Raw genomic sequence first — 13427 nt, 5'->3', positions numbered from 1 at the left:
TTAATTTTGATTGCTACCGCCAGTAGTCAATCGGAGACCCTAATTACAGAAAAGACCTGATTAACTACCCCCATAGTACCGAATTTTCCTAAAAATTAACACTATTATAAATAAAAAACTTGGCCAGAGACTAGCGTAAAATCACCAGATTCGTTATAATTATTTTTAAATCGTTCTTTAATCTATTTCTAATTTATTGAGTTGAATGGCGTGACACGATGCTTCACGTTTATTCATTAAGGAGGAACATTATGAAAATCCAAGTTCCCGCAACGACCTCCAACCTTGGACCAGGACTTGATTCATGCGGTCTTGCGTTAGCACTTTATCTACGTGTACAAGTTGGTGCCAGTGCTGATTCGTGGGAAGTTCAACATAATCTTGGGCCTCTAGTTGCCACTGACGCCACTAATCTTGTCGTACAAACGGCATTACACGTTGCACCACATATTAAGCCGCATAAATTAATTTTAACTTCGGATATTCCCATTGAGCGTGGGCTTGGGAGCAGTGCAGCCGCAGTTGTTGCCGGCATTGAGCTGGCCAATCGTTTGGCCCAATTAACGTTGAGTCAAGAAGAAAAAATCACAATCGCTACACAAATTGAGCAACACCCTGATCACGTTGCCCCCGCCGTTCGTGGTAATTTTGTTACGGCCGCAGTTTCTGGCGATCAAGTTTATTCCGTTCGCCATCTTTTTCCCGAGTCGGACTTCATTCTTTGTGTCCCCAATAAAAAGCTACCCGCGGTTAAAAGTCGTGAAGTTCTGCCACATACCGTTCTTTACCGTCAAGCGATTGAAGGTAGCGCTGTGGCTAACGTCATGATCGCCGCAATCTTAAATGGCGATCTAAATTTAGCAGGAGAAATGATGGAACGCGACCTATTACAAGAACGTTACCGGGATAATTTTGTTCCCCACCTTAAAGAAATACGCCGAAAGGCTAAAGTCTTAGGTGCATACGGTACTTTCATTTCTGGTGCTGGTCCAACCATTATCGTGATGTGCCGTGATAGTTTAACGGAAAAAATCAAGGCCGAACTGGCTTCGGTTTGCCCAGATGCTTCTCTAAGTTCACTAGTGGTTGATAAAGATGGCACCCAGGTTTTCTAAATTATAACCGGGTAAAAGACATCGCTAAATTGCTTCGTCATTCAATCTAACATAAGTACGTTTAAAACACGTACTGAACATTTTTTATAAATAGCAAATCAAAATGAGATTCCATTAACAAGCACGTTTGGACCCAACTACTTAGAAAAATACTAACAAAAGTAATTTTCTAACGCGGTCTAGCTTGTAAATGGAACCTCATTTTTAGTAACTCATTGTTTTATAAGTGTCATTAAAATCGGTATTACCACTAAACTAAGTAAGGTTGATTCAGTAACCATTAACGCAGCATAGTCGGCATCCGCTCCGTATAGTTTTGCAACTACTGGTGCGTTGGTCATAACGGGCATTGCTGACTGTAAGATGAAAACCTGTTTCATCAGTAACGGCATTCCCGATGGTATAACCAATAAGCTCATTAAAATTGGTGCCAGTAAGAACCGGCCAAATAAAATTCCGAGACTGTAACGGGAGAGCTTCATTTGTCGTAATCCTGCGCCTTCAATCGCAATCCCAATGAAAAACATGGATAGTGGAATTGTTAAACCACCAATATACTTAAAATCGGACATCAAAAATGCTGGTAATTTAATATGTAAGATCACTAAAATAACGGCCACCATGAAACCAAGCAATGGTGGCGAGAAAACCTTTTTCACGGTTGTCCACAAATTAAGTTTCTCAGTACTGTCCCCATCACGCTTAATCAGATAAACGCCTAAAGTCCAGAAGAAAGTCGTATTAGCCATGTAATAGACCAAAACGTAGGGTAAACTTTTTGATCCAAACAATGCCATATTGATTGGCAAACCAATAAAAACAGTATTGGAATTGAAAAACATGGATTCAAACAAACCACGACGTGACTTCCTAATCTGCAGGACTCTTGCAACCGCCACCGAAATACCAAATAAAATCAGCATTGAAACAACTGGAAATTTAAGGTCCGGCAATAACTGCTTTAATTCCTTCGTCGTAAAATCCGTCATGATCGTATCAAGCATATAGCACGGTAACGCAATTTGCGTCACTAATCTAGCAATTAATTTACTACTTTTTTCATCAAACCACCCTGCACGTGCAAGACAGTAGCCAACAACAATCATGCCAAGAATGACAAAAACACCCTCAACACTTTGAATAAAAATGCCCATTTGATCACGCCTTAACTAATAAGATAGTTTTCAGTTTAGCACTTTTGACCAAAAATGAAAAACCAATGAGAAAAGTATTAATCTTTTAAAATTAGTGGCCGTACGCCAATCACCGGTATTGTCTCCTAATATTAGCTCGCTTTGCGCTAACTAACATTAACTACAAGAAAGCGTTATAATGGAAGAAACTAAAGTAGGTGATCCAGTTATGGGAAAGTATTTTGACATTACATTTCACACAATTGATGGTAAAGCAATTATCAAACGTAATATTTATTCAGAGGCCACTGAAACTGCGGTCTGGCAGGACGCTTGTAAAAAAGTGACTGCTGACAATCTGTATATCGAAATGAACGATACAACGTTGGTTAATTTGTTACGAAATTGCGTTGTTCGAATTGATATGACTGAAGTTCCTGGACCAACCGCTAAACGAAGTCAACGGCAGGATGAATTCCGCGATGCAGTAAACACGTTAAGTAACATTGGACTTTAAATTTATTATTTTGCTAGACAGGGGCAATGTACAAGCTTTTTAGACATTAGTTTGTACACTGACTCTTTTTAGTATTATTTTTATGTGATTTATTAAAAATGGCCGTAAATTAGTCTTTTGTGTGAATTTTTGTAGTATACTGCAAGTATGAAAAGTTACAAAAGGAGAAAAATTATGTCAGAACAAACAAAACGGCGCGCACAGCACCACAATCACCTCCATAATGGACGGAAAAAACGCCACACCGTCCTCTACACCTTTTTGATCATCATCTTAGTCCTAATTGTTGGCGGTGGCGCCTACGCGTACAAGATGTACCATGATGTCCAGAATACGGCTAACAAAGTTTACAAAAAAGAAAGCGGTACTAATCACCAACGTAGCCCACAAACAACTTTGGACGCTAAGAAACCAATTTCGATTTTATTACTTGGAACGGATACTGGTGCACTAGGACGGACCTACCATGGTCGTTCTGATACAATGATTGTCGCAACTGTCAATCCACAAAATAAGCAATTGACAATGGTCAGTATTCCCAGGGACACTAAGGCACACATCGTCGGTAAGGGTGCTAATTACATAGAAAAAATTAATTCGGCTTACAGTTATGGCGGCTCGGCAATGGCAATCAATACAACCCAAGAGCTATTAAATATTCCAATTGATTATTATGTAACCGTCAATATGGGCGGTATTCAACGAATTGTTAACGCAGTAGGTGGTGTAACAATTGATGCACCATTTGCTTTTAAATATGATGGTAATTCCTTTAAAAAAGGTAGCCAGCATTTAAATGGTAAGCAAGCATTAGCCTATTCACGGATGCGTTACGATGACCCTGAAGGCGACTACGGCCGACAAAAGCGCCAACGTCAGGTTATCGAATCTATCGTTAAGAGCGCTGTTTCCGTTAAAACATTATGGAACTTTGATGATATTCTGCAATCAATGAGTGATAATGTTCAAACTGATTTAACCTTCAAGAACATGCAAACCATTCAAAAGAACTATAAGTCCGCTGCTACTAATATGGTTGATGATCACTTACAAGGTCAGAACGCTACAATTGACGGCGGTTCTTATCAGGTTGCAACAACTAAAGAATTAAATCGTATTTCTTCTTTAATCCGCACACAGCTCAATTTACCAAAGGAAAAAGTTAATAATCTTGAAACACAACAAAATAGTCAAGGTCAGGCTACTGATGCTGGTTCAAATAACGCTGATCCTTATACAAATTAAGCACAAAAAAAGACTGGAGATTCCAGTCTTTTTTTGTGCTTAATTTTCAATAAAACTACTCGGCAAATTGTGCGACCAATTCTAAATATTTATTCTGGCGCTGTTCAATTAACTCCGCGGCCGATAACTTGCTTAGTTGCGCTAATTGTTGTTGTAAGGCATTATCTAAGCTTTGCATTAAATCGCCCGTTTCTGGTAATACAACGTCAGTTAGGCCCAATTTTTTAAGTGCTGCGGCTTGCATTGGTAGAATATGGTCAAGTGTTTGCTTAGCAGCCACATGACCCTTTAAGATCGTTTGAATCGCCTCTGGTGAAGCAACCGAATATAGACTGTTAGTGAACATAATTAAACGGTTGGATGTTGCTAGAGCTAATGCCCCCCCACTTTCGCCTTCGCCAAGAAAAACAGCAATATTGGGAACCCGCAAACCATTCATTTTAGTGATAGCGTCAGCAATAGCCAGGTTTTGTCCGTCATCTTCCGCCGCAACGCTAGCGTCAGCCCCTGGCATATTGATCAAAGTAATCACCGGTCGGCTAAATTTTTCTGCTAATTCAAGTCCACGAATAAATTTACGGTACCCCGCCGGCGCTACAGCACCAAAATGGTAACGCTGGCGTTCTTCTAACGTGGCACCACGATTCACTCCAGCAACAACTACCGCCCGTTGATGAAACAAACCAGTACCAACCGTCAGTGCTGGATCATCGCCACTGACACGATCACCGTGCAGTGGAAAAAAATTCGTTATTAACTGCGCAATAACTTGTTGCGTCCCAATTCTATTGGCACTACGAATCACCTTTAAAGCATCACTCATTTAAATCACCTGCCTGAATCATTAATAAACAGCCAAGGTAAGTCCGTAAATTTTCGCGCTTAATAACGGCATCCAAAAAGCCTTGACGATAAAGGCGCTCCGCCGTTTGAAAATCAGTCGGTAACGCAGCCGAATTCGTTTGCTGAATCACCCGCTTACCTGCAAAACCTATTGTGGCACCCTGTTCGGCGAATACAAAATCACTTTCCAGAGCAAAACTAGCGGTCACACCACCCATTGTTGGATCCGTTAAAACTGAAATGGTCAGAATACCAGCCTCATTTAGTTTGGTCAGTTCAGCCAAAATAGTGTTCATCTGTAGTAACGATAAAATTCCTTCTTGCATTCGCGCACCACCGGAAGCAATAACTAAGATCAAAGGCAACCGCTGGTTCAAAGCAGTTCTGATTGCCTGGCGAATGCCCGCGCCAACAACGGTATTAAGGGTCCCCATCATAAATTGACTATCCATTACACCAATAACTACTTTTTGCTGTTTTATCATTGCCGTTCCGGCGAGAAAAGCTTCCACCTCACCAGTTTTTTCTTGGGCCGCTTGTAATTTCACAGTATAACCCGGGAAATGACGTTGTTGTTTAATGTTTACTGGGGGTAAAGCCGTAAAGCTTTTTGTATCCGTCAATAATGTTAGGCGTTGCTTGGCATTCAAGCGTTGGTAGTGGCCACAGTAAGGACAAACGTTAAATTTACCCCATTGTCCTTGATGAACGTGACGTTTACAGGCAGAACAGGTTTGCCAAAGGTTAGTCTTGGGTAAATGACTCATTGAACTGCCCCCTCCATTTGTTCCAGAAAATGAATATCGATCTGATTGGCATTATATGCTGGTGAATTCAGAATTTGGCTTAAGGTTGCTAAATTAGTTCCTACTCCCGTCACGTGGGTATGCTTTAGAGTTTGCTGCATTTTGGCAATTGCTTGTTCTCGTGTCGTAGCGCTAACGATTAATTTTGCCAGTAAAGCATCGTAGTAAGGTTGAATAATATCGTTTTTTTGATAACCGGTATCAATTCGCTCAGTTGCTGAAAAACAAAATTGGGTTAACTTGCCGGTTGCCAGTAAATGTTGCTTTGCATCGGCCTGTGCATTGAGACGAACCTCAATGGCGTGCCCACTAAACGGTAAAATTCCGGGCCGAACCGTTTGCCCCGCAGCCAATTTAATTTGAGTTGTCACTAAATCGATTCCAGAGGTTAATTCAGTCACACCATGCTCGACCTGTAAACGTGTATTCATTTCTAAAAAGTAAAATTGCTGATTAGCGAACAAAAATTCTAAAGTTCCCAAACCACAATAATCCAATTTGGCCAATAACCGTTTAGCTAAATCGTATAATTGCTGCCGTTGCTGTGGTTGCAAAATAGTCGCAGAACTCTCTTCCACTACTTTTTGGTGGTTAAGTTGTAAACTACATTCTCGATCACCAACAATCTGAAGATTGCCAACATGATCCTTTAAAATTTGTACTTCAATATGTCGGGCCACCGTTAAATACTTCTCCAAATAAATGGCATCATTTAAAAAGGTCTGCTGTGCTTCCTCTTGGATGAGGTGGTATTTTTGCTGCAAATGCGCCTCGTTATAGATAACGCGCATCCCTTTACCGCCGCCACCTAAGCTGGCCTTTAACATAACTGGGTAACCCACCGCTTGGGCGGCCTGTTTCAGTTGATTAGCACTTGTAATGGCGCTTGCGCCTGGAATGATGGGCACACCTTGGGTTTTAGCGTAATTTTTAGCCGCGGCCTTGTCCGCCATTAATCGAATCATTGCGGGCTTAGGTCCAATAAAAGTTAAATCACATTCCGCACACATCTCTGCAAATAGTGCATCTTCAGCTAAAAAGCCATACCCAGGATGAATTGCATCAGCACCACTTAATAAGGCGGCCATTAGGATTCCTTCACGATTTAAGTAACTTGATTGGGCAGTATTAGGACCAACACAATAAGTAAAATCGGCCGCCTGAACAAAGCGACTATTTTCTTCCACTTTAGCGTAAATTGCTACCGTTTCGATTTTTAACTTGCGACAGGCCTGAATAATTCGCAAAGCAACTTCCCCACGATTGGCAATTAAAACACGTTTAAACATTAGTCAACACCTTGAATAATAAACAGAGGCGTTGAAAATTCAACGCCTTGACTGTCGCTAACCTTTACTGCCGTAACAGTCCCGGTCACAGGACTTTTGATATCATTAAATAACTTCATACTTTCAATTTGGGCCAAAATATCACCGGCCTTAACCTCTGTGCCAACTTCGACTAACGGATTCTTTTGCTCATCTAGCAAGTGAATAATCCCAACCATCGGGCTTTTCACCGTTGTCCCCGTTTCTTTTTTTTTCAATTGCCGGTTCATCCACAGCAACTGTGGCTCCTGCCTGTTTAACTCGCAAGTGAAATTGCTCCGTTTGCAAATCAACTTCGCTAAAACCACTTTCCCTTAAAACCCCTAAAATTTCCTTCAACTCATTAATTTCCACCGAAACCACGCTCCTCTAAAGACGTATTAATAAGCTACCGTAAGCTAGACCCCCACCAAAACCGGATAAAACAATTATTTTACCAGTAAATTGGTGTTGCAGTGCTTGGTCTAAAGCCATTGGGACCCCAGCCGAGGACGTATTCCCGTACTCCGACACATTAACTGGAAACTTAGTCATTGGTTGCATTAACTTTGCTGCAATTCCCTCAATAATCCGTAAATTGGCTTGGTGGCAGACAAAGAGATCCACATCATCTGCGGTTAAGTGCTGTTGGGTTAATAACTGCTGGATTTGTTTTGGGACGGCCGTAGTGGCAAAATCAAAAACCGCGCGTCCCTGCATTTTAAAGGGGGCAATCTCAGGTCGGTGCGTTGCACTAATTGTTGAAAGGGGCTTAACTGCACCACTTTCAATAACTTCATGTTGTCGGCCATCGTTTTCTAACTGTTCCGCTAAAAAACTTTCCTTGCTGGCATCGGCGGTTTGACTTAACAATGCTCCCCCAGCGCCATCGCCAAAGAAGACCGTTGTTGTCCGATCCTGCCAATCCATCATTTTTGAATTCGTTTCGGCGCTAATCACCAAAGCATGCTTAAATTGACCACGGCGTAAAAACTTTTCTGCTGTGCTAGCCGCAAAAATAAAGCCCGCACAGGCTGCGCTAATATCAAAACAAACTGCATTTGTCGCCCCAACCTTATCTTGCATCAGACAAGCAGTTGCCGGTGTCAAATAATCAGGTGTAATTGTTGAAACGATAATTAAATCAATATCAGTAGCCGCCAGATTGGCCTGTTGTAATAATTTTGTGGCAACCTTAGCGGCCAAATCAGATGTATTTTGTTCCAGCGCAATGTGGCGCGTTTTAATTCCCGTATGACTTTGAATCCAAGCATCACTGGTGGGCATTAAGGCAGCCAGCTCATCGTTGGTGACAACCTTTTCTGGAACATAATGCGCCGTCTCATCTATTGTCACGTAATTCGCCATATTTTTGGCTCCTTTTTCATTTTTAAGAACTATCTACAATACAAATGGCCTTCCGCCTTATGCTGCTAAAGAGTTCGACGGGCAGGCCTCTTTTCGTCTTTTCAAATAAGTCTATTATAAGTAAGCAGCGGAATATTCACAAGCAATTGGCGAGAAACTTGTCATTTTATTAAGCATTTCTCACAAAACAAAAACGTGGGACAAAAGTAACTGTAGCCAATCTGCATTCAATCACCAAATGGGTGAAAACACCAACCACTCGGTAAGTAATCCAGAGCTAGAACCACAACTTGTTTTGTTCCACGTTTATTCAAACTAAATTACGAAGGTGCCAATAAAAATACTTTTTCAAGCACTGTCAGGATGGCGGATCTTAAAGCCACTTTACATGAACTATGAGCTCAAGTATAAATGTGTTCGAAAGGTAGCCTCGGGGAGATGCTCTAGTCTAGAAATGATTATCTAATAGTTTCGTTTGTTTAACTGCGGCAATTGTCTGCGTACCGGCCAATTGCATCACAATTTTAAGCTCATCATCGATGTGTTCAAATACTGATTGAACGCCCTGCGCGCCACCTAAAGCTAATCCATAAATGGCCGGGCGACCAAAGGCTACTAAATCGGCCCCACTGGCCAAAGCTTTAAATACGTGTGATCCACGCCGAATACCACTATCAAAGATAACCGGAACTCGATGATTAACCACCTGTGCCACTGACGCTATAAAACGTCAAAGGAAGCCGGCCCACCATTTAGCTGCCGGCCACCATGATTAGAAACATAAACCCCAGCCGCACCAGAACTAATGGCCAATTCCGCATCTTCTGGTGATTGAATGCCTTTAACGATAACGGGTAAATCAGTATAGTTAGCAATCCGGGCAATGTCCTTGGGACTAATTTTCTGGGCCGCTGCGGCATAGATCTCAGAGATTCCTTTCCCCTCACCATTGTCCTTGCTGAAATTTTCCAAATTGGCCATTGGAATTGGAAAAGAAAATTTATTTCGTACATCGGCCTCACGGTAACCACCAACAGTTGCGTCAACCGTTAAAATGATCGCCTTAATTCCCGCTGCCTTAGCTTGATCTAGCAATGCATTATTAAAGGACCAATCTTTACTCATATAAAGTTGAAAGAACTGCGGTGCACCGTTCCCGGCCGTCGTTGTTTCCGTGATTGTTCTTGAAGAATAGGTACTTTGCGCCATTAATCCGCCAACCGCAGCAACACCCCGAGCCGTATCAGCCTCACCTTCAATATGGGCCAAACCTTGAGCGGCAGTTGGTGCCATCATGACCGGCGTTTTTAACGGAATACCAAAAATACTAGTATCAATTAGCGGTTTCTCCATATCCGTCAGTGATCGCGGTACAATTAATTTATGATTAAATGCCTCCCGGTTGGCCCTTAGTGTCCACTCATCCTCAGAACCACTTGAAATATAACCGAAGCCACCCGCTGGAATGATGGCTTTCGCTCTTTCTTGTAATTCGTCTAAATTGACAATTTCAATTGCCTGTTCGTTTGTACTTTGTTTATACGTGTTACTCATAACCTAATCCCTCCTTATCACAAATAAAGAATGCGCTTTCAATTTAAGATTATATTCAACTTACTAAAGATAAGCAAGCAAATCGACTTGGCTGGCAAGACAGCATATAAATTTACTGCTAACTATAATCTCGTTACTATTGAAATTAGTTATTTATTTAATTTTATTAACTAGCGGAGGGACCAAATTATGCCAAAAATCAAAGCCGCAAACGCAATGTTAAATGTTTTAAAGGATTGGAAGGTTGATCATCTTTACGGACTACCAGGTGGTTCATTTGATTCAACTATGAACGCACTACACGAAACTTCTGAGCTTAATTATATTCAAGTACGGCATGAAGAAACTGGCGCCCTGGCCGCAGCAGCCGATGCTAAATTAACTGGCAAGATTGGTGTTGCTTTTGGATCGGCCGGCCCTGGTGCAACCCACTTATTCAACGGACTTTACGATGCAAAAATGGATCACGTCCCTGTTCTGGCTTTAGTTGGTCAAGTCGCCACGAGCACAATGAATACCGATGGTTTTCAAGAACTCAACGAAAATCCAATGTTTAACGACGTTGCAGTTTATAACCGAACCGTCACAACGGCGCAGCAATTGCCCCATGTGGTTGACCAAGCAATCAAACACGCCTATCAGGAAAGCAGTGTCGCAGTTGTTACAATTCCAACTGATCTCGGTTGGATTGAAATTGAAGATAGCTTTACAGCTACGGCTAAAAATTACCGCCAAGGCTACCCTCAAGCCGAAGTGGCCGATATTAACGCTGCAGTTAAACTATTAACGGCCGCTAAACGACCGACACTTTACATTGGTCAAGGTACTCGTGGGGCCACTGATGAGGTCGTTGCTTTGGCCGACTATTATTCAATGCCAATCGTATCTTCTGTTTTGGCTAAGGGAATCATTCCCGACGATCACCCGGCATACATGGGAACGGCCGGCCGTGTTGCCTCTAAACCAGGTAATGAAATTGTGGCCACTGCTGATCTGATTTTATTCATCGGCAGTGATTTTCCTTTTGCCGCCTCTACCTTTAATCTTCAGGCTAAATTTATTCAAATCGATATTGATTCTTCTAAACTGGGTAAACGTCACCATACAGATGTAGCTATTTTAGGTGACGCCAAAACAACGATGCGCCAACTATTTGAACAAGGTCAACCAAAAGAAAAAAATAGTTTTTATCAGGCCGCACTCGCTAATAATAAAAATTGGCGTAATTGGCTTGCAAGTTTTGCCACCGCCAAACAAATACCGTTACGAGTCGAACCAATTTTTGCCGAAATTAATCGCATTGCTCAAGAAGATGCGATTTTTGCCGTCGATGTTGGTAACGTGACAATTGACGGGATTCGTTTACTTTCGCTGACACCTAACCAGAAATTTACCACTTCAGGTTGGTTTGCCACTATGGGTTACGGTCTTCCTGCTGCAATAGCCGCCCAATTGAATTACAAAAAACGCCAAGTCTTCAATATTGCCGGGGATGGTGGTTTTTCAATGGGCATGCAGGACCTAATCACCGCCGTTAAATATAAACTGCCAATTATTAATGTCGTGTTAAGTAACGACTCATTAGGCTTTATTGAAGCCGAACAAGACGATACACCCCAGCCACATTCAGGAATTGACTTGGCCAGCGCAGATTACGCCACCTTTGCTAAGGCAATGGGTGCAGAAGGTTATTCAGTTCATAATTTAACGGACCTGCGCGCGGCTTTTGATCAGGCCGCCAGTGCTACTGGTCCAATTGTGATTGACGTTAAAATTGCTAATGAACGGCCAATTCCGGTTGAACACCTTGTAATTGACCCAGAGGCCGGCCACAGTCAAACTGATATCGACCAATTCAACCAAACTTATGCTTCTAAAGCATTAGTTCCTTTCCAAAAATATCTGACGCAGTATCAGGCCTAACAAACAGGACAAAAGTCGATTTTGGCGCACGTTCTAGAGCAAGGTTCGGAAATAATAAGAGGCCAGGACTTTTGTCTTGGCCTCTTTTGGCGTCAATCTTTGAATTGTGTTTCACGGGCAATACTGTGGTGATAACTGTAACTGAAATAAACGATTAATCCAATTATTAACCAGATAATAAAAGCGATCCAAGTAAAAGCCCGTAATCTTGTCATCAAATAAAGACACATTAAGAAAGATACAATTGGTAAAACAGGATAAAATGGTACCTTAAACGATTTTTCAACGTGACCTAAGACTTTGTCCCGCCGTAAGAAAACGACACCAATCGAAACCATTGCAAAGGCAAAAAGTGTCCCGATATTAACTAACTCTGCGATTCTATCAAGGGGAATAACCGCGGCAAAAATAGCCGCAATCAGTCCAAAAATCCAGGTGTTTGCTACTGGAACGTGCGTTTTAGCGTTTAATTTGTGTAAGGATTTTGGTAACAAGCCATCCCGACTAATCGCAAATAGCAGGCGTGTTCCCCCGTAAGACATGACCAGCAAAACGGTAGTCATCCCAACTACAGCACCAACTGAAACAATACCCGCTACCCAATTTTGATGCATTAGGTTTAACGCAAAGGCAACTGGATCATCAACGTTTAGGCGCGTGTAATGAACAACCCCCGTCAAAACAGTAGACAAAACCGTATATAAAATAGTGGTGATTAACAGTGATGTAATAATCCCAATTGGCATATCACGCTGAGGATTTTTAACTTCCTCAGAGGCCGTCGATACAGCATCAAAGCCGATATAAGCGTAGAAAGCAACCGCTGATCCCGAGATAACTCCATTAATACCAAATGGCAAAAATGGATGCCAGTTTGACGGCTTAATGTAAAATACGCCAACCACAACAAAAAGCAAAATTACACCAATCTTTATCATTACCATTATATTATTAACACGTGTCGATTCGGACACGCCACCTGTTAACAAAAGAGCGATTACTAGGACAATCAAGAAGGCCGGTAAATTAAAGATGCCACCGTGAACGCTTGACGTCCCAATTGCGGCCGATAAAAATGCTGGTAGCTTCCAACCAAAGCCCGCCAGAATATTTTGAAAGTAGGCCGACCAACTCACGGCCACCGACGAAACGGCAAACAAATATTCTGAGATTAACGCCCAACCAAGTATCCAGGCAATAAACTCCCCGAATACGCTATAAATATACGTATAGGCACTACCTGCCAACGGAATTGTTGACGAGAATTCCGAATAACAAAGTGCGGCCATCGAGCAAACCACCGCCGCTAACAGAAAGGAAAACATAACCCCTGGCCCCGTATATTTTGCGGCCAAAATACCAGGCAAAATAAAAATACCGGCGCCAACAATGGCACCGACTCCCATCATGCTCAAACTAAATGCAGAAAGGTTTCTTTCTAACCCTTCTTTTGAATTGGCAATTTTTTCTAAATCAACCTGCTTCTTTACAAACAAATTCTGTCGGGTAAACTTCATCCCGAGTACCTCCCTCTCCCGCCGATTCACTTCCAATAACATAACCATTTATTGAATCATTAGGGTTCTTTCATTTATTAGTCATTTAATTTTAATTCA

The 13427-nt window shown here is 41.9% G+C and carries 12 protein-coding genes and 1 pseudogene; 4 read left to right on the top strand and 9 right to left on the bottom strand.

All coding sequences use genetic code 11. From position 1 onward, the window contains the following. Window positions 1-251 precede the first annotated feature (251 nt). Complete coding sequence (gene thrB / locus AYR53_RS06520) at window positions 252-1115, top strand: homoserine kinase (RefSeq protein WP_068222985.1); 864 nt, start codon at window positions 252-254, stop codon at window positions 1113-1115. Between the two features lie 212 nt (window positions 1116-1327). On the opposite strand, the gene AYR53_RS06515 is transcribed toward thrB, so the two are convergent. Beyond that, entirely contained in the window at window positions 1328-2269 is a 942-nt protein-coding gene (locus AYR53_RS06515; RefSeq protein ID WP_068222982.1) for an AEC family transporter, read from the bottom strand. A 178-nt stretch (window positions 2270-2447) separates the two neighbouring features. Between AYR53_RS06515 and AYR53_RS06510 the strand changes: the two genes are divergently transcribed. Then, a complete protein-coding gene (locus tag AYR53_RS06510) occupies window positions 2448-2765 on the top strand; it encodes a chromosome partitioning protein ParB (protein ID WP_225359762.1) in 318 nt (105 codons plus the stop codon). A gap of 174 nt (window positions 2766-2939) precedes the next feature. Beyond that, window positions 2940-4010, top strand: coding sequence for an LCP family glycopolymer transferase (locus AYR53_RS06505; RefSeq protein ID WP_068281095.1), 1071 nt, complete (start codon window positions 2940-2942; stop codon window positions 4008-4010). A 55-nt stretch (window positions 4011-4065) separates the two neighbouring features. On the opposite strand, the gene accA is transcribed toward AYR53_RS06505, so the two are convergent. The 7 genes and pseudogenes from accA to AYR53_RS06475 all read right to left on the bottom strand — a co-directional run bounded on the left by accA (window position 4066) and on the right by AYR53_RS06475 (window position 9888). Next, complete coding sequence (gene accA / locus AYR53_RS06500) at window positions 4066-4833, bottom strand: carboxyltransferase subunit alpha (RefSeq protein WP_068222969.1); 768 nt, start codon at window positions 4831-4833, stop codon at window positions 4066-4068. Further along, complete coding sequence (locus AYR53_RS06495; RefSeq protein WP_068222963.1) at window positions 4826-5620, bottom strand: acetyl-CoA carboxylase carboxyltransferase subunit beta; 795 nt, start codon at window positions 5618-5620, stop codon at window positions 4826-4828. The genes accA and AYR53_RS06495 overlap by 8 nt, the downstream gene beginning before the upstream one ends. Next, window positions 5617-6948: an acetyl-CoA carboxylase biotin carboxylase subunit gene (locus AYR53_RS06490; protein WP_068222961.1), complete on the bottom strand. Its 1332-nt coding sequence runs from the start codon at window positions 6946-6948 to the stop codon at window positions 5617-5619. The genes AYR53_RS06495 and AYR53_RS06490 overlap by 4 nt, the downstream gene beginning before the upstream one ends. Then, on the bottom strand, window positions 6948-7205 hold the full coding sequence (locus AYR53_RS13295; protein WP_239691360.1) for an acetyl-CoA carboxylase biotin carboxyl carrier protein: 258 nt from the start codon (window positions 7203-7205) through the stop codon (window positions 6948-6950). Before AYR53_RS13295 ends, AYR53_RS06490 begins: the two co-directional genes overlap by 1 nt. Continuing rightward, a complete protein-coding gene (locus AYR53_RS13635; RefSeq protein ID WP_167574653.1) occupies window positions 7138-7341 on the bottom strand; it encodes a hypothetical protein in 204 nt (67 codons plus the stop codon). Before AYR53_RS13635 ends, AYR53_RS13295 begins: the two co-directional genes overlap by 68 nt. A 15-nt stretch (window positions 7342-7356) precedes the next feature. Beyond that, window positions 7357-8334: a beta-ketoacyl-ACP synthase III gene (locus AYR53_RS06480; RefSeq protein WP_068222955.1), complete on the bottom strand. Its 978-nt coding sequence runs from the start codon at window positions 8332-8334 to the stop codon at window positions 7357-7359. A 448-nt stretch (window positions 8335-8782) separates the two neighbouring features. Then, window positions 8783-9888: pseudogene (locus AYR53_RS06475) on the bottom strand (lactate oxidase). Window positions 9889-10077: 189 nt separating this feature from the next. On the opposite strand from AYR53_RS06475, the gene spxB reads away from it, so the two are divergent. Beyond that, a complete protein-coding gene (gene spxB / locus AYR53_RS06470) occupies window positions 10078-11811 on the top strand; it encodes a pyruvate oxidase (RefSeq protein WP_225359761.1) in 1734 nt (577 codons plus the stop codon). A gap of 92 nt (window positions 11812-11903) precedes the next feature. On the opposite strand, the gene AYR53_RS06465 is transcribed toward spxB, so the two are convergent. Then, complete coding sequence (locus AYR53_RS06465) at window positions 11904-13328, bottom strand: APC family permease (protein ID WP_068222949.1); 1425 nt, start codon at window positions 13326-13328, stop codon at window positions 11904-11906. Window positions 13329-13427: the final 99 nt, after the last annotated feature.

It is taken from the genome of Loigolactobacillus backii (assembly GCF_001663675.1).
In the GTDB taxonomy this organism is placed as follows: Bacteria; Bacillota; Bacilli; order Lactobacillales; family Lactobacillaceae; genus Loigolactobacillus; species Loigolactobacillus backii.
This window is presented reverse-complemented; position numbering and strand designations above follow the sequence as displayed.